General features: G+C 59.8%; 21 protein-coding genes and 3 pseudogenes. 7 read left to right on the forward strand and 17 right to left on the reverse strand.

Annotation, left to right across the window (positions count from 1 at the left end; translation table 11 throughout):
- Window positions 1-30 precede the first annotated feature (30 nt).
- The 6 genes and pseudogenes from KB890_RS02805 (at window position 31) to KB890_RS02830 (ending at window position 6,334) form a co-directional block, all read left to right on the forward strand.
- On the forward strand, window positions 31-978 hold the full coding sequence (locus KB890_RS02805; RefSeq protein WP_009308991.1) for a LysR family transcriptional regulator: 948 nt from the start codon (window positions 31-33) through the stop codon (window positions 976-978).
- A 107-nt stretch (window positions 979-1,085) separates the two neighbouring features.
- The gene (locus KB890_RS02810) at window positions 1,086-1,517 is read left to right on the forward strand and encodes a MarR family winged helix-turn-helix transcriptional regulator (RefSeq protein ID WP_020324653.1); all 432 of its coding nucleotides are present in this window, start codon (window positions 1,086-1,088) and stop codon (window positions 1,515-1,517) included.
- Window positions 1,517-3,169, forward strand: a pseudogene (locus tag KB890_RS02815) (MFS transporter). The gene KB890_RS02810 and the pseudogene KB890_RS02815 overlap by 1 nt, the downstream one beginning before the upstream one ends.
- A 28-nt stretch (window positions 3,170-3,197) precedes the next feature.
- A complete protein-coding gene (locus KB890_RS02820) occupies window positions 3,198-4,283 on the forward strand; it encodes an HlyD family secretion protein (protein WP_020324667.1) in 1,086 nt (361 codons plus the stop codon).
- Window positions 4,280-5,659 (forward strand): efflux transporter outer membrane subunit, encoded by a 1,380-nt coding sequence (locus tag KB890_RS02825; protein WP_004190382.1) that lies wholly within the window; start codon window positions 4,280-4,282, stop codon window positions 5,657-5,659. Before KB890_RS02820 ends, KB890_RS02825 begins: the two co-directional genes overlap by 4 nt.
- A complete protein-coding gene (locus KB890_RS02830) occupies window positions 5,660-6,334 on the forward strand; it encodes an O-methyltransferase (protein WP_020324670.1) in 675 nt (224 codons plus the stop codon). It abuts the gene before it with no gap.
- Between the two features lie 60 nt (window positions 6,335-6,394).
- Here the strand turns inward: KB890_RS02830 and hrpA are convergent, their stop codons facing one another.
- Window positions 6,395-10,297, reverse strand: coding sequence for an ATP-dependent RNA helicase HrpA (gene hrpA / locus KB890_RS02835; protein WP_004179644.1), 3,903 nt, complete (start codon window positions 10,295-10,297; stop codon window positions 6,395-6,397).
- A 204-nt stretch (window positions 10,298-10,501) separates the two neighbouring features.
- Between hrpA and azoR the strand changes: the two genes are divergently transcribed.
- Window positions 10,502-11,107 (forward strand): FMN-dependent NADH-azoreductase, encoded by a 606-nt coding sequence (azoR, locus tag KB890_RS02840; protein ID WP_002902889.1) that lies wholly within the window; start codon window positions 10,502-10,504, stop codon window positions 11,105-11,107.
- Between the two features lie 36 nt (window positions 11,108-11,143).
- Here the strand turns inward: azoR and KB890_RS02845 are convergent, their stop codons facing one another.
- The 16 genes and pseudogenes from KB890_RS02845 to paaA all read right to left on the reverse strand — a co-directional run bounded on the left by KB890_RS02845 (window position 11,144) and on the right by paaA (window position 23,510).
- Entirely contained in the window at window positions 11,144-11,554 is a 411-nt protein-coding gene (locus KB890_RS02845) for a GFA family protein (protein ID WP_031281205.1), read from the reverse strand.
- Window positions 11,555-11,562: 8 nt separating this feature from the next.
- Window positions 11,563-12,159, reverse strand: a complete 597-nt coding sequence (gene paaY / locus KB890_RS02850) for a phenylacetic acid degradation protein PaaY (RefSeq protein ID WP_002902883.1) — start codon at window positions 12,157-12,159, stop codon at window positions 11,563-11,565.
- A 9-nt stretch (window positions 12,160-12,168) separates the two neighbouring features.
- Window positions 12,169-13,095, reverse strand: a complete 927-nt coding sequence (gene paaX / locus KB890_RS02855; protein WP_004194367.1) for a phenylacetic acid degradation operon negative regulatory protein PaaX — start codon at window positions 13,093-13,095, stop codon at window positions 12,169-12,171.
- Window positions 13,096-13,214: 119 nt separating this feature from the next.
- Window positions 13,215-14,219 (reverse strand): annotated as a pseudogene (locus KB890_RS02860) (AMP-binding protein); the annotation flags it as partial.
- An 11-nt stretch (window positions 14,220-14,230) separates the two neighbouring features.
- A protein-coding gene (locus tag KB890_RS02865; RefSeq protein WP_095033700.1) for an IS1-like element IS1B family transposase occupies window positions 14,231-14,928 on the reverse strand; the annotation gives its coding sequence in 2 pieces (ribosomal slippage) (window positions 14,231-14,679 and window positions 14,679-14,928; 699 coding nt in all).
- 56 nt (window positions 14,929-14,984) lie between these two features.
- Window positions 14,985-15,308 (reverse strand): annotated as a pseudogene (locus tag KB890_RS02870) (phenylacetate--CoA ligase); the annotation flags it as partial.
- A gap of 26 nt (window positions 15,309-15,334) precedes the next feature.
- Window positions 15,335-16,540 (reverse strand): 3-oxoadipyl-CoA thiolase, encoded by a 1,206-nt coding sequence (gene pcaF, locus KB890_RS02875; RefSeq protein ID WP_004151578.1) that lies wholly within the window; start codon window positions 16,538-16,540, stop codon window positions 15,335-15,337.
- Window positions 16,540-16,962: a hydroxyphenylacetyl-CoA thioesterase PaaI gene (paaI, locus tag KB890_RS02880; RefSeq protein WP_002902876.1), complete on the reverse strand. Its 423-nt coding sequence runs from the start codon at window positions 16,960-16,962 to the stop codon at window positions 16,540-16,542. The genes pcaF and paaI overlap by 1 nt, the downstream gene beginning before the upstream one ends.
- Entirely contained in the window at window positions 16,952-18,376 is a 1,425-nt protein-coding gene (locus KB890_RS02885) for a 3-hydroxyacyl-CoA dehydrogenase (RefSeq protein ID WP_020324646.1), read from the reverse strand. Before KB890_RS02885 ends, paaI begins: the two co-directional genes overlap by 11 nt.
- Window positions 18,377-19,165: a 2-(1,2-epoxy-1,2-dihydrophenyl)acetyl-CoA isomerase PaaG gene (gene paaG / locus KB890_RS02890; protein ID WP_094965661.1), complete on the reverse strand. Its 789-nt coding sequence runs from the start codon at window positions 19,163-19,165 to the stop codon at window positions 18,377-18,379.
- A 2-nt stretch (window positions 19,166-19,167) separates the two neighbouring features.
- Window positions 19,168-19,935: a 2,3-dehydroadipyl-CoA hydratase PaaF gene (gene paaF / locus KB890_RS02895; RefSeq protein ID WP_004179640.1), complete on the reverse strand. Its 768-nt coding sequence runs from the start codon at window positions 19,933-19,935 to the stop codon at window positions 19,168-19,170.
- Window positions 19,932-21,002: a 1,2-phenylacetyl-CoA epoxidase subunit PaaE gene (paaE, locus tag KB890_RS02900; protein WP_002902772.1), complete on the reverse strand. Its 1,071-nt coding sequence runs from the start codon at window positions 21,000-21,002 to the stop codon at window positions 19,932-19,934. The genes paaF and paaE overlap by 4 nt, the downstream gene beginning before the upstream one ends.
- A gap of 7 nt (window positions 21,003-21,009) precedes the next feature.
- A complete protein-coding gene (gene paaD / locus KB890_RS02905) occupies window positions 21,010-21,507 on the reverse strand; it encodes a 1,2-phenylacetyl-CoA epoxidase subunit PaaD (protein ID WP_020324660.1) in 498 nt (165 codons plus the stop codon).
- An 11-nt stretch (window positions 21,508-21,518) separates the two neighbouring features.
- Window positions 21,519-22,274 carry a 1,2-phenylacetyl-CoA epoxidase subunit PaaC gene (gene paaC, locus KB890_RS02910; protein ID WP_020324632.1) on the reverse strand — a complete coding sequence of 252 codons (756 nt, stop codon included), beginning with the start codon at window positions 22,272-22,274 and terminating at the stop codon, window positions 21,519-21,521.
- 7 nt (window positions 22,275-22,281) lie between these two features.
- A complete protein-coding gene (gene paaB, locus KB890_RS02915) occupies window positions 22,282-22,569 on the reverse strand; it encodes a 1,2-phenylacetyl-CoA epoxidase subunit PaaB (protein ID WP_015366334.1) in 288 nt (95 codons plus the stop codon).
- A gap of 11 nt (window positions 22,570-22,580) precedes the next feature.
- A complete protein-coding gene (gene paaA, locus KB890_RS02920) occupies window positions 22,581-23,510 on the reverse strand; it encodes a 1,2-phenylacetyl-CoA epoxidase subunit PaaA (protein ID WP_004176377.1) in 930 nt (309 codons plus the stop codon).
- Window positions 23,511-23,514: the final 4 nt, after the last annotated feature.

Below are 23,514 nucleotides of genomic sequence, written 5' to 3' on the forward strand. Positions count from 1 at the left end.
TCCGAACGCGGTGTTAGCTGGAAATTAACAATGAAAACCTTGCCCGATCTGCAACAAATAGAAATATTAATACTCATAGTGAAACATGGCAGTTTTCGTCAGGCCGCTAAAGCGTTAAACCTTTCCCCACCGGCCCTTACCGTCGCTATTAATCATCTGGAAGAAAAGTTAGGCGTGCGCCTGCTAAATCGCTCAACACGCAGTTTGTCATTAACCGCAGTGGGTGAGGAATTTCTTAATAATATAACGCCGGTGGTCAATGATTATCGCCGGGTGGTGGACAGTCTGAATTATCACCGTCTGACTCCGGAAGGCGTGGTGAAAGTTAATTTACCGCGCATTGTTATTGACCTGTTTTTTCAAGACTATTTTATCGCCTTTAAAAACGCCTGTCCCAATGTGACGCTCGAACTGTATGCCACCGATCGGAAAGTCAATATTATCGAGTCCGGTTTTGACGCCGGCATTCGCTATTCGCAGGATGTGCCCAAAGAGATGATTGCCATCCCCTTTGGCGAGAAACTATCGCTGATCCCGGTGGCCAGCCCGGACTATATACGCGAAGCCGGAGAGCCCGACACCCCGCAGTCATTAGTTAATTTCCGCTGCATTAACCGCTGTTTTCCTGGTGGTGAGAAGTACCGCTGGGAGTTTATTGGCCCCAGCGGCGAGCTTAGCGAGGTAGCGGTTAAAGGCGATCTGGTCGTCGATGCCGATAGCGCAATGATCCAGGCCGCGGAGAGCGGATTAGGCATCGCCTTTGTCTATCAGTCGCTGGTGACGCAGCAGCTGAGCGCGGGCAGCCTGGTCCATTTGTTACCCGACTACCGCTATCCTGCCGACCATTTTTGCGTCTACTACCCAAGCCGGAAACATATTCCCGCCCCCCTGCGGGCCTTTATCGCCTGGGTGATGGCGCAGAATAAAAATATCCTTGGTCAGCAGACCGCACGACACGGATCGCGGCCGGAAGATTAACTACAATTAACGTACATACCGTTAACCAATTTCTATCTTTCATCTTGAACTCCGGCGGTTATCCGGCATAAAATCGTTAGAGCTCTAACGATATTGACAGACGACCTATGGACAATCGACAGCTTACCTTCTCCCATCTTTTATACCTCACCGCGCACCACTGGCGGCTGGCGGTCAATCGTCGGCTGAAAAATCTCGGTCTCAGCCAGGCCAGCTGGGTGGCGGTAGCGTCCATCGCCCGCCACCAGCAGCCGCTGTCGCAAAGCGAACTGGCGCAGGAGCTGGGGGTGGAGAGCCCGACCATTGTGCCGTTGATCCATCGTCTGGTCGCCCTCGGACTGGTGGAGCGCATCACCACCGCCAGCGACAAACGTAAGCGACTGCTGGTGGTCACCGACAAAGGGAAGGCCCTCTATGCACAGGTCAAAACGGTGGCTGACGATCTGCGCGAAGAGATCCTGACGGCGATTACCCCACAGGAGCAGGAGCAAACCCAGCGGGTGCTGGAAAAGCTGTTGCGCGAAGTGGAGAAGAAATAATGCCCCGTCGCCAGGATAACCCCTACGCCCCGCATGACTGGGCGCCGCATGAAAAACCGGCTCTGCTCGGTTCGCCGTCGACGCCGCTGCACAGTCCGGCGAAACGCCTTGCCTACGGCGTGGTCGGTCTGCTGGTATGTCTCACCGGCGCGCTGGGCAACGCAGTGGTCACCGCCAACCTGCAGCTGCTGCAGGGTACCTTCGCCGCCTGGTCGACAGAAATCGCCTGGCTGCCGGCGGTATACGTGATGACCAACGTCTCCATCAACCTGCTGCTGGTGAAATTCCGCCAGCAGTTTGGCCTGCGCGCTTTCACCGAAGGCTTTCTGGTGCTCTATGTGCTGGTCACCTTTTTCCACCTCTTCGTCAACGATCTCAGCTCAGCGATGATGGTTCGCGCCGCCCACGGCATGGTGGCCGCGGCGCTCAGCTCGCTGGGGATTTACTACCAGGTACAGGCCTGGCCTGCGCGCCATCGCCTGAAAGGGCTAACTATCGGCATCACCGGCTCGTCGCTAGCCATTCCCCTGGCGCGCCTCTTTTCCACCGAACTGCTGCAGACCGATGAATGGCGCGGTCTCTACTTCTTTGAGCTGGGCCTGGCGCTGGTGTCGCTGGCCTGCGTCATCGCGCTAAAACTGCCGCCAAGCGATCGTAAAAAAGTGTTCGAAAAAAAGGATTTCATTACCTTCTTTCTGCTGGCGCCCGGCATGGCGCTGGTGTGCGCCGTGCTGTCGCTGGGGCGGCTCGAGTGGTGGTTTGAAGCGCCGTGGATCGGCTGGGCGCTGGCGGCGGCGGTAATACTGATCGTCGCTGCGATTACCTTCGAGCATAACCGCAGCAACCCCCTGCTCAATACCAAATGGCTCTCCAGCGGCAGCATCGTGCGTCTGGGCCTGATTATGCTGTTGATCCGCATCGTGCTGGCGGAGCAGAACACCGGGGTCATCGGCTGGCTGCAGTGCGTTGGCCTGCAAAACGAACAGATGACTAACCTCGCGTGGTCGATTTTCGCCGGTATTCTGTGCGGGATCATTGCCAGCTGTCTGACGCTCAACCCGCAGAAGCTCTACTGGCCGACCGCCACCGCGCTGGCGCTGATCATGATAGCCTCGCTGCTCGACAGCCAGTCCAACGCCCTCACCCGTCCGGAACAATTAATGTTCAGCCAGTTTTTACTCGGCTTCGGCAGCGCCTTCTTTCTGGCCCCGGCGATGCTCGCCGGGATTGGGGGCGTGTTTGCCGACCCGCGCAACCTGGTCAGCTTCTCGGTGCTGTTCGGTATGAGCCAGAACATTGGCGGGCTGCTCGGCTCGGCGATCCTCGGCACCTTCCAGACCTGGCGTGAGAAATTCCACTCCAGCCAGCTGGCGGACCAGATAACCACCCTGAACCCGCTGATCGTCGAGCGGCTGCAGCAGTACAGCCAGATGTATCAGAGCCAGATTGGCGACAGTACGCTACTCAACGTTCAGGCCACCACCCTGCTGCAAAACGCCGCGACGCTGCAGGCCAATATTCTCGCCTGGAATGATACCTATCTGCTGACGGCGGCGATCTCCGCCGGGACACTAGTGTGGGTTTTCTGGCGCTTAATTCGCTTACGACTGACTGCCCGTATCGCGTTGCAACGCGCTACCGGCAGCAAATAATTATCATCATTTCATCTCTGGAGTCGTTATGAGTCAGCAGGATGCGGCCAAACAACAGGCCAACACCCGGAATAATATTCGCGTGGTTTCCATTTTTACCGCCGCGGCGATAGGCCTCGTCGGCGTGCTGGTGATCCTCTACGCCTGGCAACTGCCGCCGTTCACTCGCCATAGCCAGTTTACCGACAACGCCTATGTGCGCGGGCAGACCACCTTTATTAGCCCGCAGGTCAACGGCTATATCACCGCCGTCAACGTCAAAGATTTCGCGATTGTCCAGCCGGGCGAGGTGCTGTTCCAGATAGACGATCGCATCTATAAACAGCGGGTGCATCAGGCCCAGGCTACCCTGGCGATGAAAGAGGCCGCGCTGCGCAATAACCTGCAACAGCGCAAAAGCGCCGAGGCGACGATCGCCAAGAATGAAGCCGTGCTGCAAAACGCCCGCGCGCAGAATCTGAAAATCCAGACCGATTTAAAACGCATCCAGCAGTTAACCGCCGACGGTTCGCTGTCGATCCGCGAACGTGATTCGGCGCGGGCCAGCGCGGCGCAAGGGGCGGCGGATATTGAGCAGGCGAAAGCGGCGCTGGAGATGTCGCGCCAGGACCGTGAATCGACCATCGTCAATCGCGATTCGCTGGAGGCCGACGTGGCCAGCGCCAAAGCGGCGCTTGAGCTGGCGCAGATCGACCTGCAGAATACCCAGATTATCGCCCCCACCGGCGGCCAGCTGGGGCAGATCTCGGTGCGTCTTGGCGCCTATGTCAGCGCCGGAACCCATCTGACCTCGCTGGTTCCGCCGCAGCACTGGGTGATTGCCAACCTCAAAGAGACCCAGTTGGCCGAAGTACGCGTTGGCCAGCCGGTCACCTTCACCGTAGACGCGCTCAACGGCGAGACCTTCCACGGCAAGGTGCAGAGTATCTCCCCGGCGACCGGGGTGGAGTTCAGCGCCATCTCTCCGGACAACGCCACCGGCAATTTCGTCAAGATCGCCCAGCGCATCCCGGTGCGTATTACGGTCAACGACGGGCAAAACAACAGCGAACGCCTGCGGCCGGGGATGTCGGTGCAGGTGACTATTGATACCCGTGCGGAGAAACAACCATGATCCGCCCGGTCGCCCTTGCTATCGTTCTGGCGCTGGTCGGCTGTCAATCCGCCGATGTGCAACGCGCGCAGCCGACCCTGACCATTCCTGCCGCCTGGCGGGCCGACGTTGGCCCGGCCAGCCCGGTGGAGGGTGTATGGTGGCGCAATTTTCATGACAGTACCCTCAATCAGTATGTCGACCAGGCGCTGCGCTATAACAGCGATGTGCTGATCGCCCGCGAGCGGGTGAATGAGTATCAGGCGCGCGCTTACGCCGCCGACAGCAGCCTGTTTCCGTCACTGGACGCCAGCCTCACCGGCACCCGCGCCCGGACGCAGTCCGCCGCCACCGGCCTGCCGATCCACAGCACACTGTATAAGGGCGGCCTGACCGCCAGCTATGATGTCGATATCTGGGGAGCGAACCGCAGCGCGGCCAACGCCGCCGGGGCCAGCCTTGAGGCGCAGAAAGCCGCCGCCGCCGCCGCCAATTTGAGCGTCGCCAGCTCGGTGGCCGTTGGCTACGTCACGCTGCTGTCGCTGGATGAGCAGCTGCGGGTGACCCAGCAGACGCTAACATCAAGGGAAGACGCGTGGCGCCTGGCCAAACGTCAGTTTGAAACCGGGTATACTTCACGCCTTGAGCTGATGCAGGCGGATTCGGAGCTGCGGTCAACGCGGGCGCAGATCCCGCCGCTACAGCACCAGATTGCGCAGCAGGAAAATGCGCTCAGCGTGCTGCTCGGCGATAACCCTGGCGCGGTAAAACGCGGCGAATTCGCCCAGCTTACCCCGCTGCGTCTGCCGTCGCAGCTGCCGTCCACCTTGCTCAACCGCCGTCCGGACATCGCTCAGGCCGAGCGCCAGCTGGTGGCTGCCGACGCCACGCTGGCCTCGTCGCAGGCGCAGCTGCTGCCCTCTATTAACCTGACCGCTACCGGCAGCCTGCAGGACCGGACGCTGCCGGATCTGCTGGACAACCCGCTGCGGCTGTGGAGTCTTGGCGGCAGTATTCTGGCGCCGCTGCTAAACCGCCAGGCGTTAAATGCCCAGGTGGACGTCTCCATGGCCCAGCGCAACCAGGCGCTCTATAGCTATGAGAAAACGGTGCGCAGCGCGTTCAAAGAGGTCAATGACAGCCTGGACGCCATCAGTCGCTATGGCGAACAGTTAACCGAGCTTCAGGAACAAGAGACCGTTGCCCAGGAAACCTTACGTATTGCACAAAACCGCTACCGTAACGGCTACTCTTCTTATCTGGATGTGCTTGATGCCCAGCGAACGCTGTTCTCCACCCAGCTTAGCGTGGTGCAGGTGAAGAACAACCTGCTGCTGGCGCAGATCGATCTGTACCGGGCGCTGGGAGGCGGCTGGTCTGACTCATCAGGGAGCTAAATGGGGAAGCGTCATATGCAACAACAGTGGTCGGCAGTAGACAATTATTTGATTAAGGCCTTAATTCCCGGCGATCCTGTGCTCGATCGGGTACTGGAAAACAACCATCGTGCCGGGCTCCCGGCACACGATGTCGCCGCCAATCAGGGTCAGTTTCTCGCCCTGCTGGTACGGCTAACCCAGGCTAAGCGGATACTGGAGATCGGCACCCTCGGCGGCTATAGCACCATCTGGATGGCGCGCGAGCTTCCTGCCGACGGCCAACTCCTCACCCTGGAGGCCGACGCGCATCATGCCCAGGTGGCGCGGGAGAATCTGCAGCTGGCGGGCGTTGACCAGCGGGTCACGCTACGGGAGGGACCCGCGCTACAGTCCCTGGAGGCGCTTGGCGAATGTCCCGCTTTCGACCTGATCTTCATCGATGCCGATAAGCCGAATAACCCCCATTATCTGCGCTGGGCGCTACGTTATTCCCGCCCAGGAACCTTAATTATTGGCGATAACGTGGTACGCGACGGCGAAGTGGTCAACCCACAGAGCGCCGACGAGCGCGTTCAGGGTGTGCGTCAGTTCATTGAGATGATGGGCGCCGAGCCGCGGTTGACGGCAACGGCGCTGCAAACCGTGGGCACTAAAGGCTGGGACGGCTTTACTCTGGCGTGGGTAAACGCTTAAGCGTGGACGCCTGACCAGTAGCCCCGGTAAGCGCAGCGCCACCGGGGACAACCAGCCAGGCTATGGGATAATTTGCTCCATCGCCTGCAACACTCGCTTGTCCGAGATAGGATACGGGGTGCCCAGCTGCTGGGCGAAGAAGCTGACCCGCAGCTCCTCGATCATCCAGCGGATCTCCCGGACATCGTCGTCCTCACGGCGGTTCGGCGGTAGCTTATTCAGCCACTGCTGCCACGCCTGCTGCACGCTCTCCACCTTAAGCATCTGCGCCCGATCGCGGTGCGGATCGATAGCCATCTTCTCCAGACGCTTTTCAATCGCCTGCAGATAGCGCAGCGTATCGCCAAGACGGCGGAAACCGTTGCCGGTAACAAAGCCGCGATACACCAGACCCGCCATCTGCGCTTTGATATCCGACAGCCCCAGCGCCATGGTCATATCCACCCGGCCTTTCAGCCGTTTGTTGATATTGAACACCGCGGTGAGGATCTGCTCGACCTGTTTAGCGATCTCCACCACCGTGTCGTTGAGCTCGGCTCGCACTTTATCGTGCAGCTGACTAAAGCCCTCTTCCGTCCACACCGGACCGCCCGCCTCGTCAATAAGCTTATCAACGCCGCAGGAGATGCAATCGTCAATCAGATCCAGCACTTTGCCGTACGGGTTAAAGTAGAGCCCAAGCTTGGCTTTATTCGGTAGTTTCTCGTGCAGATACTTAATCGGCGACGGGATGTTGAGCAGCAGCAGGCGACGCAGACCGCGCCACATGGCCTGCTGCTGTTCCTGTGGATTATCAAACAGCTTGATGGCCACGCTGTCGCGCTCGTCCACCAGCGCCGGCCAGGCTTTCACCTTATAGTTACCGCGCTTCTGTTCGTAACTTTCCGCCAGGGTGCCAAAGCTCCAGATATGCAGCCCGCTCTGCTCAATACCGTCATCAGCGACCGCCGACAGCGTCTCCTGCACTTTGCCCTTCAGGGCGTCTTTCAACGCCTGCAGCGAGCGCCCTTCCTGCAGCTTCTTGTTTTTATCATCCACCACCCGGAAGGTGATTTTCAGGTGATCGGGCACCTGATCCCACTGCCAGGCTTCGCGGTCGATGGTCACGCCGGTCATCTTACGCAGCTCGCGCTCCAGCGAATCGAGCAGCGGCAGCTCGAGCGGCGCCGCCCGGCCAAGAAACGCTTCCGCATAGTTGGGAGCCGGGACGAAATTGCGCCGTACCGGCTTCGGCAGCGATTTTATCAGCGCGATAATGAGCTCGCGACGCAGGCCAGGGATCTGCCATTCAAACCCGGTTTCCTCTACCTGGTTGAGCAGCGGCAGCGGAATATGCACCGTCACGCCATCGGCGTCAGCGCCCGGTTCAAACTGATAGCTAAGACGCAGCTTGAGGTTGCCCTGATGCCAGAAATTCGGGTAGTCCAGTTTACTGACCTGCTCCGCCCCCTCTTTAATCAGCATGCTCTTTTCAAAATTGAGCAAGTCTGGCGTTTCGCGGCTGGCCTGCTTCCACCACTTATCAAAGTGGCGAGCGGAGATGACATCGTGGCTAATGCGCTGGTCGTAAAACTCGAACAGCGTCTCGTCATCAACCAGGATGTCGCGACGGCGCGACTTATGCTCCAGCTCTTCGATTTCCGCGCGCAGCTTCAGGTTTTCGCGGAAGAAGGCGTGACGCGTCTGCCAGTCGCCCTCCACCAGCGCATGGCGGATAAACAGTTCGCGGCACAGCGCCGGGTCGATCTGGCTGTAGTTGACCTTACGCGCGGCGACGATCGGCAGGCCGTAAACGGTGACCTTTTCCGTCGCCATCACCGCGCCCTGCGCCCGCTCCCAGTGCGGCTCACTGTATGAGCGCTTGATCAGGTGCTGCGCTACCGGCTCCACCCACTCCGGCTCAATGCGGGCGGCAATACGCCCCCACAGGCGGCTGGTCTCCACCAGCTCGGCCACCATCGTCCACTTTGGCGGCTTTTTAAACAGGCCGGAACCCGGGAAAATGGAGAAGCGGGCGTTACGGGCGCCGGTATACTCCTGTTTATCGGCATCCTTCATGCCGATGTGCGACAGCAGACCGGTCAGCAACGCAGTATGGATCTCGCGATATTCCGCCGGCTCACTGTTGATCGGCAGGCCAAGCTCTTTCACCACCTGGCGCAGCTGGGTGTAGATGTCCTGCCACTCGCGCACGCGCAGATAGTTAAGAAAATCGACCCGGCACTGGCGGCGGAACTGATTCGACGACAGCGCCTTTTGCTGCTCGCCGAGGTAGTTCCACAGATTGACGAAGGCGAGGAAATCGGACTCTTTATCGTGGAAGCGGCGATGTTTTTCGTCAGAGGCCTGCTGTTTGTCCATCGGCCGCTCGCGCGGGTCCTGGATCGACAGCGCGGAGGTGATGATCATCGCTTCCCGCACGCAGCCGTGCTTCTGCGCCTCCAGCACCATCCGCGCCAGACGCGGATCCACCGGTAGCTGGCTGAGCTGGCGGCCCAGCGGGGTTAGTTTATAGGCGGTGGCCTGCGCATCGGTGGTGATGGCGCCCAGCTCTTCCAGCAGGCGTACGCCGTCCTGAATATTGCGCTTATCCGGCGCTTCGACAAACGGGAAGGCGGCGATATCGCCTAAGCCCAGGGCGGTCATCTGCAGGATGACCGACGCCAGGTTGGTGCGCAGAATCTCCGGGTCGGTAAATTCCGGGCGCGACAGGAAATCGTCTTCTGAATAAAGACGAATACAGATCCCTTCCGAAACGCGGCCGCAGCGGCCCTTACGCTGGTTGGCGGACGCCTGGGAAACCGGCTCGATCGGCAGGCGCTGCACCTTGGTGCGGTAGCTGTAACGGCTGATACGCGCAGTACCGGGATCGATAACGTATTTAATGCCCGGCACGGTGAGCGAGGTTTCCGCCACGTTGGTCGCCAGCACGATGCGTCGTCCGCTGTGCGGCTGGAAGACGCGGTTCTGCTCGCTGTTGGACAGGCGGGCGTACAGCGGCAGCACTTCGGTATGGCGCAGATCCAGCTTATTCAGCGCATCGGCGGTATCGCGAATTTCCCGCTCACCGCTCATAAAGATCAGAATATCGCCGGGCCCTTCGCGCCCCAGTTCGTCAAGCGCATCAAAGATCGCCTGTAACTGATCGCGCTCGGTATCGTCCGCCTCTTCCACTATCGGCCGATAGCGCACTTCCACCGGGTAAGTCCGCCCGGAGACTTCGATAATCGGCGCATTATTGAAATGCTTTGAGAAACGTTCCGGGTCGATGGTCGCCGAGGTAATGATGATTTTCAGGTCCGGGCGGCGCGGCAGGAGCTCTTTCAGATAGCCGAGCAGAAAGTCAATATTCAGACTGCGCTCGTGCGCCTCATCGATAATGATGGTGTCGTACTGCATCAACAGACGATCCTGCTGGATCTCCGCCAGCAGGATACCGTCGGTCATTAGCTTAACCATGGTGTTTTCGCTGACGTGGTCGCTGAAGCGGACTTTATAGCCGATGCAGCCGCCCGGCTCGCTCTGCAGCTCTTCGGCAATACGATTGGCGACGGTCCGCGCTGCCAGGCGACGCGGCTGGGTATGGCCGATGAGTCCTTTCAGCCCGCGGCCCAGCTCCATGCAGATTTTGGGCAGCTGGGTGGTTTTACCCGAACCGGTCTCCCCGGCGACGATCACCACCTGGTGGTCGCGCACCGCCTCGAGAATCTCTTGTTTTTTCTGGCTAACCGGCAGGTTTTCCGGATAGGTGATGGCCGGACGCGCCGCTTCGCGCAGCAGGACTTTACCGGCTGCCTGGCTTATCTCCAGCGCCATCTCCTGCAGAATGGCCTGTTGCGATTCAGGATTTTTAACCTTCTTCACGCCGTGCAGACGGCGGGCAAAGCGCGTTTTGTCGCGCAGCATCAGGCCGTCGAGCTGTTGATAAAGCTGGGGGAAGGTGATTTTTTGTTGTTCTGTCATAGCGTTATCGGGCAGAGCTCTGCCGGGAAAATCTCTTTTGAAGTATTGCCTTAGAGTACCACATCTGTGTCATTCGTGCCTTGTTCAAAAAATCTGAACATAGGATTCGATATATTGCGCTATCTCTGTGGCGCGATTGTGAATACAGTGTCAACAAGCACCAGGGCATTGACCCGTCAATCACATTAAAAAAAGGAAACACCCATGAGCAAAGTATTAGTTCTGAAATCCAGTATTCTGGCAGGGTACTCACAATCTGGTCAGCTTTCCGACTATTTTGTTGAACAATGGCAGGAAAAACACCCTGGCGATGAGATCACCGTGCGTGACCTGGCCGCCAATCCGATCCCGGTTCTGGATGGCGAACTGGTTGGCGCCCTGCGTCCGAGCGACGCGCCGCTGACTCCGCGTCAGCAGGAAGCGCTGGCCCTTTCCGACGAGCTGATCGCCGAACTGAAAGGCAACGATGTGATTGTTATCGCTGCGCCGATGTACAACTTCAACATCCCGACGCAGTTGAAAAACTATTTCGACCTGGTGGCTCGCGCCGGCGTCACCTTCCGCTACACCGAGAAAGGGCCGGAAGGTCTGGTAACCGGTAAACGCGCGGTCGTCGTTACCAGCCGCGGCGGTATCCATAAAGATACTCCGACCGACCTGGTCACCCCGTACCTGTCCACCTTCCTCGGCTTCATCGGCATCACCGACGTGAACTTTGTGTTCGCCGAAGGTATCGCTTACGGCCCGGAAGTCGCGGCCAAAGCGCAGTCTGACGCGAAAGCGGCCATCGACAGCGTGGTTGCAGCCTAATATTTCACTCCTCTCGCTTCCTGCGGGAGGAGAGTTTTACTTTTTCTCGTAGCGTAAATACCCCACCACGCCTCCGCCGCCATTCTTTGGATGATTCACGCCGTCGTTGACCTCCACGCAAGGGAAATCGAAAGGCGAAACGCCGTCAATGCAGGCCACATTCACCCCATACTGCTGTGGGTTTGATCGCCGTTGATGAAAGGTGTAGATCCCGCATACCGAGCAGAAAAAGTGCACGGCTTCCCCTGTATTAAAGCGATACTCTGTGAGCTTATCCCCTCCGCGTACCACCTCTATTCCTGAACGCGGCGAAGAGACCGCGACCGCCCCACGCATGCGACAATATGAGCAGTTACAGCGCCGAACGGTGTTGAAGCCGTCGCTGAGCTCCACGGTAAACGCCACCGCACCGCAGTGACAGTGAGCGGATAATTTCTCTGCCATAATTTTACCCCTCAGGTTGCGGCTTTTGGCCGCAGGTTTTCATCAAACGCCAGCCGCTTACGCCCTGCTTCGACTTCCCGTAATGGCTCCACCTGGTGCAGCGTCTGCTTACAGCGTTCCACCAGCGCCTGGTATTCACGGGTACCTTGTTTTTTCCACGCCAGCTCCTGTTCGCTCAGGGTGCGAATCGCTTTTGCCGGGCTGCCGATAATCAGATGGTTGGCGGGCATCTCGGCGTTGGCTTTGACAAAGGCCGAAGCGCCGACAATGCTGTTTTCGCCAATGACCGCCCCATCGATAATCACCGCGCTCATGCCCACCAGCGCGTTGCGGCCAATCACGCAGCCGTGCAGAATAGCGCCGTGGCCGATATGGCCCTCCTCTTCCACCACCGTATCCTGGCCGGGGAAGCCATGCATCACGCAGTTATCCTGAATATTGGCGCCGTCTTTGACCACGATGCGCCCGAAGTCGCCGCGCAGGCTGGCGTTGGGCCCAACATAGACCCCTTTGCCGAGGATCACGTCGCCAATCAACACCGCGGTCGGGTGAACGTAACTCTCCTCCGGCACCACCGGCGTCAGTCCATCAATCTGATATATCGGCATGCAACCTCCTTATGCGCCCGGCAAACCGCCAAAGCGCTGATAATAGAGCGGACCCGGCACCGGGAGCTCGCCCACCGAGCTCTCACCTTTCTCGCTGACGAACGCCAGCGCGCCGGGACTCACGCGTTGATAAATATTGATACACAGCTGGCGGGCGGTTTGCCCTGCCCAATGCGCCGGCAGGAGCTCTTCCGGCAGCAGCGGGTCTTTGAGCACCACCCGGCGATAGAAATGGATAAGGAGCAGTTGGATCTGGAAACAGCGATCCGGCGTCAACTCTGACGGGTCGCAATCGCGCAGCAGCGGCAGTAGAGGTCGGAACAAGGCGATAAACGCCTCGTACATCTCATTTTGTTCGGTGAGATGCCAGCACTCCTCCACCCGGCTGCGCAGGGCCGCTCTGGAGAGCGCCAGCGGCGAATGGGCTTCAAAACAGATGACATTTTCAGCGACGCCCGCTTCGTGGAGCAGAGACTGGACATCGGCCAGCTTTTGCGACGGCGAGGCCAGCAGGCTCGGCGCCAGCGCGCCAAACCCCTGCCACAGCAGCTGCTTTTTAACGTCGGCGAGCACATTTTTCTCCAGGCCTTCCGAAAGCAGCAGCAGCCAGGTACCGTCCCATTCCGGGGCACTGGCGCGATAAATTTTATGCTCCGCGCGCCGGGTCAGGCGCAACCCTTTATCACTCAGGCGATAGAAGCTGCGCCGGCCGATGCGGACAACATCAAGCCACTCTTCTTTATTGAGGCGAAACAGCGCGGTGCGTACGAAGCGCTCGCCGAAGCCTAATCCTTCCAGCAGCGCCGCGACGCTGCCCAGCCACACTTCCCCACCGCGTTGTAATAAAGCGTCGCCATACAGCGAGGCAATTAATGACGTGCCGCTGATCGGCATCGCCGTCACCGCTTGTTGAATAAAGGCGTCGAGTTTACTCATCTGATTCATTCTGTTGTTATATTTTTCCTTTATGAATCATAGCACAGGAAACTCCCCGGCTGACGGCGCAAACGCTTCAGCCGGGTGCCTGCCGCGCAGCCACGCAGCCGGAGAGAGGATTAACCGCTAACCACCGCTTTTCGCAGGTCGAATACCCGACAGGCTTTCCCTTCCGAGCGCGGAATGCTGCCGCAGTTGACGATAGTAATATCGGTGGAGATCCCGACCATCGACTTAATGCGGTGACGCAACTGATGGCAAATCTGGCAGCGTTGTTCATGACTCAGCGCCAGACCGCTCTCTTTCAGCTCAACGCGCACCGCCAGCGAATCCAGATGACCGCGGCGATTGACCTCTAACTGGTAGTGCGGCGCCAGATGTTCAAACTTGAGGATCTCCTCTTCCAGCTGCGAGGGGAAGACGTTAACCCCGCGGATAATCAGCATATCGTCGCTGCGTCCGCTGATGCGATCCATGCGGCGCATGGTCCGCGCGGTTCCCGGCAGCAGGCGCGTCAGATCGCGGGTACGATAGCGGATCACCGGCAGCGCTTCTTTGGTCAGAGTGGTAAACAGCAGCTCACCATGCTCGCCATCTTCCAGCGGCGTACCGTCGTCCGGGTTGACGATTTCCGGGAAGAAGTGGTCTTCCCAGATAGTCGGGCCGTCAACGGTTTCCAGACACTCCATCGCTACGCCCGGTCCCATGACTTCCGACAAACCGTAAATATCCAGGGCGGTGATCCCCAGCCGGCGCTCGATTTCCGCGCGCATCGCCAGCGTCCACGGCTCAGCGCCAAAGACGCCGACCCGCAATGAACAGCCGCGGGCATCGCCGCCCATCTGGCGCTCCAGCTCTTCAATCAGATTCAGACAGTAGGACGGCGTCACCATGATCATATCCGGCTGGAAATCGCGGATCAGCTGCGCCTGTTTTTCGGTCTGTCCGCCGGACATCGGGATCACCGTCGCGCCCAAACGTTCCGCGCCGTAGTGCGCGCCAAGGCCGCCGGTAAACAGGCCATAGCCGTAGGCGACGTGAATTTTATCTTTTGCTGAACCACCGGCCGCGCGCAGCGAACGGGCGACAATATTGGCCCAGTTATCAATATCGTTTTGCGGGTAATGACTCCAACTTATTGATAGTGTTTTATGTTCAGATAATGCCCGATGACTTTGTCATGCAGCTCCACCGATTTTGAGAACGACAGCGACTTCCGTCCCAGCCGTGCCAGGTGCTGCCTCAGATTCAGGTTATGCCGCTCAATTCGCTGCGTATATCGCTTGCTGATTACGTGCAGCTTTCCCTTCAGGCGGGATTCATACAGCGGCCAGCCATCCGTCATCCATATCACCACGTCAAAGGGTGACAGCAGGCTCATAAGACGCCCCAGCGTCGCCATAGTGCGTTCACCGAATACGTGCGCAACAACCGTCTTCCGGAGCCTGTCATACGCGTAAAACAGCCAGCGCTGGCGCGATTTAGCCCCGACGTATCCCCACTGTTCGTCCATTTCCGCGCAGACGATGACGTCACTGCCCGGCTGTATGCGCGAGGTTACCGACTGCGGCCTGAGTTTTTTAAATGGCGGAAAATCGTGTTGAGGCCAACGCCCATAATGCGGGCGGTTGCCCGGCATCCAACGCCATTCATGGCCATATCAATGATTTTCTGGTGCGTACCGGGTTGAGAAGCGGTGTAAGTGAACTGCAGTTGCCATGTTTTACGGCAGTGAGAGCAGAGATAGCGCTGATGTCCGGCGGTGCTTTTGCCGTTACGCACCACCCCGTCAGTAGCTGAACAGGAGGGACAGCTGATAGAAACAGAAGCCACTGGAGCACCTCAAAAACACCATCATACACTAAATCAGTAAGTTGGCAGCATCACCCGTTTTGCGTATACCCCACCACCGTCGGTTTGCCGGTGGTGCCGGAAGAGGCGTGAATGCGCACCACCTGCTCCATCGGCACCGCGAAGGTATCGAAGGGATAGTTGTCGCGCAGATCCTGTTTGGTGGTGCAGGGGAATTTTTGCAGATCGTCTAATTCCCGAAAGTCGTCAGGGTGCACGCCGGCGGCGTCGAATTTGCGGCGATACATCGGCACATTTTCGTACGCATGCTTCAGCGTCCATTTCAGGCGCTGGGTTTGCAGGGCCTGCAGTTCGTCACGCGATGCGGTTTCAATCGGATCTAATTTTGTAGTAGTTATCATTGTAGGGTACTCGCAGGTAAATTAGCTCACACTCGCTCGAGGATCATGGCAATGCCCTGACCCACGCCAATACACATCGTACACAGCGCATAGCGCCCGCCCCGGCGTTGCAGCTCAAGGCTGGCGCTCAGCGCTAACCGCGCGCCGCTCATGCCCAGCGGATGGCCTAACGCGATGGCGCCGCCGTTGGGATTTACGTGCGCCGCATCGTCCGGCACGCCGAGCTGTCTGAGCACCCCCAGCGCCTGGGCGGCGAAGGCCTCATTCAGCTCAATCAGATCCATATCGTTAATATTGAGTCCCGCCCGCTCCAGCACTTTACGCACCGCCGGTACCGGCCCCAGTCCCATCAGGCGCGGTTCGACACCCGCCGTCGCCATCGCCACGATACGCGCCCGCGGCGTGAGCCCCTGGATAGCGGCCTGCTGTTCGCTGGCGATGATCAGCGCCGCGGCGCCATCGTTGACGCCGGAAGCATTGCCCGCAGTAATGACGCCGCCCTGGCGGAACGGCGCTTTCAGTTTCGCCAGCTGCTCAAGCGTGGTTTCCGGGCGCGGATGCTCGTCCTCGCGCACGTCGCTAACCGCCCCTTTCCGGCCGACAATCTGCACCGGCACAATCTCCTGCGCCAGAATGCCGTCGCGCTGGGCCTGCGCCGTGCGCTGCTGGCTGCGCCAGGCGAAAGCGTCCTGATCGGCCCGGCTGATATTTAACAATTCAGCTACATTCTCGGCCGTTTCCGGCATGCTGTCAGTTCCGAAGTGTTGCGCCATGAGCGGGTTCACAAAACGCCAGCCAATCGTGGTATCAAAGAGTTCCGCCTGACGCTGGTACGGCGCGCTGGCTTTTCCCATCACGAAAGGCGCACGCGACATCGATTCCACGCCGCCGGCAATCAGCAGATCGGCATCGCCGGCTTTGATCGCCCTGGCGGCAAAGCCGATGGCATCCAGACCCGATCCGCACAGGCGGTTAATCGTGGTGCCCGGCACGGTATGCGGGTAACCGGCCAACAACGTCGCCATGTGCGCCACGTTGCGGTTATCTTCCCCGGCCTGATTCGCACAGCCGAAAATCACATCATCAATTGCTGCCGGGTCGAGCCCGGGATTACGACTCAGGAGCTCACGCAGCGGGATTGCCGCCAGGTCGTCGGCGCGCACACTGGCCAGCGCGCCGCCGTAGCGGCCAATCGGCGTACGGATCCCGTCACAAATAAAGGCGTCGCGCATTACACGTCTCCCGTGATTGTGCCGCCGATGCGGTGCGATTTGCCGCGGAACAGGGCCACAATCTTTTGCTGTTGATTAACAATTTCGATGTCGTAGACGCCTGTCAGCTTGCCCTGCTGTTTGACTCTGGCGGTGGCGACCAGCCGGTCGCCGGCAAACGCCGGACGAAGAAAATCAATGCTTGCCGCCGAGGCCACCGCCGCCAGCCCCTGGCTGTTACAGGCATAAGCGAAAGCGGTATCGGCGAGCGTAAATAGCTGACCGCCGTGACAGGTTTGATGGCCGTTAAGCATGTCCGCCGAGACGGTCATACTCATCTGCGCAAAACCGTCGTCCATTTCGATAAGTTCGATCCCCATCTTTCTGGCGCAGGTATCTTTTTCGTACATCACGCGCGCGTTGCGCCACGGATCATTGCTCATGGTGCTTCTCCATCAGCGCCTTCTGGCGCAGCAGGGAACTGGGGCGATAGCGCTCCTCGCCATAATGGTGTTGCAGGTTCTCCAGCAGTTGCAGCACCCGCCGCCAGCCAAGGCGTTCTCCCCATGCCAGCGGGCCATGCGGATAGTTCACGCCAAGGCGCATCGCGGTATCGACATCCTGCGGGCTGGCGACGCCTTTTTGTACCGCATCCAGCGCTTCGTTAATCAGCATCGCCACCGTGCGCCACACCAGCAGGCCGGGATAATCGGCAATACGCAGCACTTTCTTGCCCTGCTGCTGGAAGTAATGCACGGCCTTATCAGTGGCCGCAGGCGCGTTGGTTGCCGCTGCGGCCAGCACCACCGTATCGCTGGCGCACAGGTCATACACCACCACCGGGCGGTGATGCTTAATACTCAGCGCCAGGGCGGTCTCGCCTTCAGTCTCCAGCAGCAAGACATCGTCTAATTCAGTGACGTTGTCACTTCTGACGGTAACGGATTCAGCACCTATCATTACCGGCGGCAGCGCCGCGTCCGGCAGTGTCTCAGCGGGCCAGCGATAGACGCCGTGGCCGCTCTTTTTACCTAGCCGCCCGGCCAGCGCCAGCTCTTGCTGGAGGAGCGATGGCAGGTAGCGGCGGTCCTGCCAGAAGGCGTTAAACACCGAACAGGTCACGGCGAAGTTGACGTCCTGGCCAATCAGGTCCGTCAACGCCAGCGGGCCCATCGGGAAGCCGCCGCCGTCACGCAAAGCGGCATCGATAACCTCCGGGGCGGCGACCTGCTCTTCCAGCGCGCGCCAGGCCTCAGCGTAGAACGGACGCGCTACGCGGTTAACGATAAAACCGGGCGTTGAGCGGCAGCGCACCGGCTGTTTCCCCCAGCCGCTTACGCACTGGCACAGCTGCTCCACCACTTCTGTGGAGGTCGCAAGACCACTCACCACCTCGACCAGCTTCATCACCGGCGCCGGATTAAAAAAGTGCAGTCCGGCCACCCGCTCCGGGTTTTTGACCCCGGCGGCGATAGCGGTAATCGAAATAGACGAGGTATTACTGGTCAACAGCGTTGACGGCGCGCAGATCGCCGCCAGCTGCGCGAACAGCGCCGTTTTGACTTCCAACCGTTCAGAGGCCGCTTCGATCACTAAATCTGCATCGGCAAGTGCGGCTAAATCGTGGGCCGGATGCAGGCGCGCCAGCAGCGCGTCGGTCTGCTCTGACGCCAGTTTGCCCCGCGCAACGCGTGACGCCAGGCGCCCGGCGATACCCTCTATCGCCAGGTCTACAGCCTTAGGGTTAATATCAAAAATACGCACCGGATGCCCGGCGGCGGCAGCCACTTCGGCGATGCCGGCCCCCATGGTGCCGCTGCCGATCACCGCCACGTTGACTAAGGATGTCGTCATCATCTATTTCCCGCTGAACTGTGGTGGCCGTTTGGCCAGAAACGCGCTGACCCCTTCGCGGTAATCATCGCTGCGCCCGGCCAGACGCTGATAATCGCGCTCCAGGTCCAGCTGCGCATCGAGACTGTTGGTTTCAGAAGCCAGCAGCGCCTTTTTAATCAGCCCAAGACCAAACGTCGGTTGCGCCGCCAGATGGCGCGCCAGTTGCAGACTGGTATCCGCCAGTTCTGAATCGTCCACCAGTTGCCAGATAATCCCCCACTGCGCGGCCTGTTCCGCGCTGAGGCTGTCGCCCAGCAGCGCCAGCCCCATCGCGCGCGCACGGCCGGCCACCCGCGGCAGGAACCAGCTGCCGCCGCAGTCCGGCACCAGGCCGAGCTTGCTGAACGCCATCACAAATTTGGCCGAACGCGCGGCCAGCACGATATCGCAGCCCAGCGCCAGGGTAGCGCCCGCGCCGGCGGCCACGCCGTTAACCGCGCAGATGACCGGTTTCGGCAGCGCCGCCAGACGGCGCACTAACGGGTTGTAAAAGCGTTCTACCGACATGCCGAGATCCGGCGGCGGGCCGCTGGGGTCGACATTGCGGTCGTTCAAATCCTGGCCGGAGCAAAAACCGCGGCCGGCGCCGGTGATCAGCAGGCAGCGCACGCCATCATCGCGCTCGGCCTGCTTCAGACATTCCGCCAGCTGGTGATGCATCAGATCGTTAAAACTGTTGAGGCGGTCCGGGCGATTGAGGGTAATGGTCATGACGCCCTGTTCCACTGCGCTGAGAATGAAAGCTTCCACGATTAGCGTCCTTTAAATTCCGGGGTACGTTTTTGTAAGAAGGCGTCGATGCCTTCGCGGCGGTCCTCGGTGGCGCTCAGCAGGCTAAACAGCTGGCGCTCCTGTTGCAGACCGGCCTGCAGGCTGACTTCCTGCGACAGGCGCAGCGACTGTTTTGCCGCCCGTAGCGCCAGCGGCGAATGGCGGGCAATGGTGGTTGCCAGCTGCAGGGCATACTCATCGGTTAACGCCGCCGGATGGATATCGCTGACCAGCCCGGCCTGCTGCGCCTGGCGGGCGTCAATACTCTCGCCGCTCAGCACCATCCGGCTGGCCAGCGCCTTGCCAACGCTGCGGATCAGCCGCTGGGTGCCGCCCGCGCCCGGCATTATGCCGAGGGTAATTTCCGGCAGGCCAAAGCGGGCGTTGTCCCCGGCGACAATCAGGTCGCACAGCAGGGCCAGCTCGCAGCCGGCGCCGAGCGCGTAGCCGTTGACCGAGGCGATGAGCGGCTTAGTAAAAGCATCGATTCGCGCCCATAACCGTGGGCGAATATCATCCAGGGTGGCAGGAAGATCTTTTTCCGCCATTTCATTGAGGTCAGCCCCGGCGGCGAAAAAACGCGCGTTACCGCGAATAACGCAGACGCCGACGCTGTCATCAACTGCCGCCGCCTCCAGCGCCTCGGCAATCTGGGTTAATAAGGCATTGTTCAGCGCGTTGCGGGCCTGCGGGCGGTTCAGCGTCAACTGAAGCACCCGGCCATGACGGTGGATCAGCAGGTCACTCATGCCATCCCCCGCGCGTCAAAGTCGACCACCACATCGCCGCTTGTCGGCAGCGACTGGCAGCTCAGCACGTAGCCTGCCGCCAGCTCATCCGCTTCCAGGCTGTAATTGGCGGCCATCGCCACTTCGCCGCGCAGCACTTTACATTTACAGGTGGCGCATACCCCGCCCTTACAGGCGAACGGCAGATCGGCGCCCTGACGCAATGCGGCATCCAGGATGCTGTCGTCTTCGGCGCTGAGGGCGATAAGCCGATCGCGCCCGTCCTGGCGGATGGTCACCGTGCGCCCTTCCGCCTGCACTCCAGCGGCCCGCTTCACATTGCCGCCTGGGGTATTAAAGCGTTCGAGATGAATCGATTTCTCCGCTACGCCAAGTTCACGTAACGTCGCTTCCGCCTCGTCCATCATCGCCGCCGGACCGCAGATAAAGGCCTCGTCAAAACGGCTGAAATCCAGCAGATGGTCAGCGAGCTGGCGCAGTTTGTCGCCGTCAATGCGCCCCTGTAGCAGATCGCTGTCCATCGACTCCTGGCTAAACAGGTGGATCACCTGCAGGCGCTGCGGATAGCGGTCTTTTAAATCGGCCAGCGCCTGGCGGAACATCATGCTATGGCTGCTGCGGTTGCCGTAGATCAGCGTAAAGCGGCTTTGCGGCTCGGTCGCCAGCGTTGCGCTAATGATCGCCATCATCGGCGTGATCCCGGAGCCGGCGGCAATCGCCAGATATTCTCCCTGCCGTTCGGCCTGCGGTTGATAACCGAAATGCCCCTGCGGCACCATCACCTCCAGCTCCATACCCTGCTGGATATCGTGCTGGGCGTAGCGCGAGAAGCGCCCGCCGTCGATAGCTTTGACCGCGACGCTAATTTCGCCTGGCGTGCGGCTGTGACAAATGGAGTAACAGCGGCGCAGTTCTTCGCCGCCCAGACGGGCTTTTAGCGTCAGATGCTGGCCCGGGCGAAAACAGTATTCCGCCTGCAGGGCTTGCGGGATCGCAAAAGTGATGGTCACCGCATCGCGGGTTTCCGGCTCGACTCTCGCCACCTTAAGCGAATAGAACGTCGTCATGGCAACCTCAAATACATTTAAAGTAATCAAAAGGTTCCCGGCAGCTGTCGCAGCGATAGAGCGCTTTGCAGGCCGTGGAACTGAATTCGCTAATCAGCGAGGTATGGGTGCTGCCGCAGCGCGGACAGTTCACCTCAGCGGGCATATCCGCATGGCAGGCGTGCCCCTGGGGCGGGCTGATGCCGTACTGGCGCAGGCGCTCGCGGACATCCTGACTCATCCAGTCGGTGGTCCACGGCGGATCCAGCTGCAGGACGATATGCACCGGCAGAAAGCCATGCTCGCTCATGACCGTGCGGATCTCCCCCAGCAGATGCTCCGTCGCCGGACAGCCCGAATAGGTCGGGGTAAAGCCAATCACCCAGCCGTCGCCATGGCGCGCGACGCTGCGCACCATACCAAGGTCGGTGATGGTGAGTACTGGCACTTCCGGATCCGGGATCGCGCTTAATAATCCCCAGATGGTGCGAACCTCTGCAGGAGCGATATCGGCAAGACGTTGCATAGTCACCTCACTTACCACTGCAGTCCGGGATGCGAACGCTGCAGATACTGCATCTCCGCCAGCAGCGGGCCGAGATGTTCACTGTGCAGCCCCTGTTTGCCACCGCTGCGGAAGGCCGCTTCCTGCGGGATTTGTAAGCCGGAGTCGAGCAGCGCCGTGTGTACCGCGCTTTGCCATTCGGCCTGAAGCTCGCGCGGATCAACCGCAATGCCCTGCTCAACCAGGCTGAGCTCCACTTCATCGGCAAGGAACAGTTCGCCGGTGAAGCGCCACAGATTGTCGACCGCCTGCTGCATTTTGCGATTTGATAACTCGGTGCCGTTACCCAGACGCTCCAGCCAGCCGCGGCTAAAGCGCTGGTGGTAACGCACCTCTTTCAGCCCTTTAGCGGCAATGGCCGCCAGCTGCGTGTCGCGGCTGTTCACCAGGCGGCTGAACAGAGCGACGTGCCAGACATCGATAAAGAACTGGCGGGCGATAGTGTCGGCAAAATTGCCGTTTGGCTGCTCCACCAGCAGCAGGTTGCTGAACCGGCGCTCATCGCGGCCAAAAGCCAGCGTATCTTCGTCGCCGCAACCGTTAAGCTCGGCGGCATAGCTTAAAAAATTGCGCGCCTGGCCGAGCAGGTCGAGGCCGATATTGGCCAGCGCAAGATCGATCTCGAGCTCGGGAGCATGGCCGCACCAGGCGCCTAAACGCTGGGCCAGAACCAGACCATTGTCGCCAAGCCGCAGGGCGTAGGTGGCTACGGGGTTAGGGTTATTCATCGCCGCCTCACATATGTTCCATGCCGTCCGGCACGGTATAGAAAGTCGGATGACGGTAGACTTTGCTTTCCGCCGGGTCGAAGAATTCGCCGCGATCATCCGGCTGCGAAGCAACGATTTCGCTGGCCTTCACCACCCAAATTGAGCAGCCTTCGCTGCGGCGGGTGTAGGCATCGCGGGCATTCTCCAGCGCCATTTGATCATCGGCAGCGTGCAGACTGCCGACGTGACGATGGGATAACCCCTGTTTGCTGCGAACGAACACTTCATATAACGGCCAGTAAACTTTGCTCATGTTGTCTCTCCTCATGCCGCGCTGCGGGCCTGCTGTTTTTGCGCATGGGCCAGCGCGGCTTCGCGCACCCATTCGCCCTCTTCCCAGGCCTTACGCTTGGCGGCCAACCGCTCGTGATTGCAAATGCCACGGCCGCTAATCACCTCGTTAAATTCCTGCCAGTCGATTTCGCCGAAGCGGTAGTGGCCGCTGGCTTCATCAAACTGCAAATCCGGGTCCGGGACGGTCATACCGAGGATCTCTACCTGCGGCACGGTATTGTCGACGAAGCGCTGACGTAGCTCGTCGTTGGAGTGCAGTTTGATTTTCCACGCCATGCTGCGGGCGCTGTTCGGCGAGTTGTCATCGTTGGGGCCAAACATCATCAGCGCCGGCCACCAGAAGCGGTTAATGGCGTCCTGCAGCATCTGCCGCTGCGCGTCATTGCCCTGCGCCAGCGCCATGCAGGCTTCAAATCCCTGACGCTGGTGAAAGCTCTCTTCTTTGCAGATTTTGACCATCGCCCGGGCATAGGGGCCGTAGGAGGTCCGGCACAGCGCCACCTGGTTGACAATGGCCGCGCCATCGACCAGCCAGCCGATCACGCCGATATCCGCCCAGCTGAGGGTCGGGTAGTTAAAAATGGAGGAGTATTTCATCTGCCCGTCGAGCATCTTCTGATATAGGTCTTCCCGGGCGCAGCCAAGGGTTTCCGCAGCGCTATAGAGATACAGCCCGTGTCCAGCCTCATCCTGTACCTTAGCCAACAGGATCGCTTTGCGGCGCAGCGTCGGCGCGCGGGTGATCCAGTTGCCTTCCGGGAGCATGCCGACGATCTCCGAGTGCGCGTGCTGGCCTATCTGCCGAATCAGGGTCTTACGGTAGGCATCCGGCATCCAGTCCTGCGGTTCGATGGCCGTTTCCTGCGCGATGCGCTGGTCAAAGCGTTGTTCTTCTGTCACGTCA

It is taken from the genome of Klebsiella sp. P1954, from assembly GCF_018199955.1.
Taxonomy (GTDB): domain Bacteria; phylum Pseudomonadota; class Gammaproteobacteria; order Enterobacterales; family Enterobacteriaceae; genus Klebsiella; species Klebsiella pneumoniae.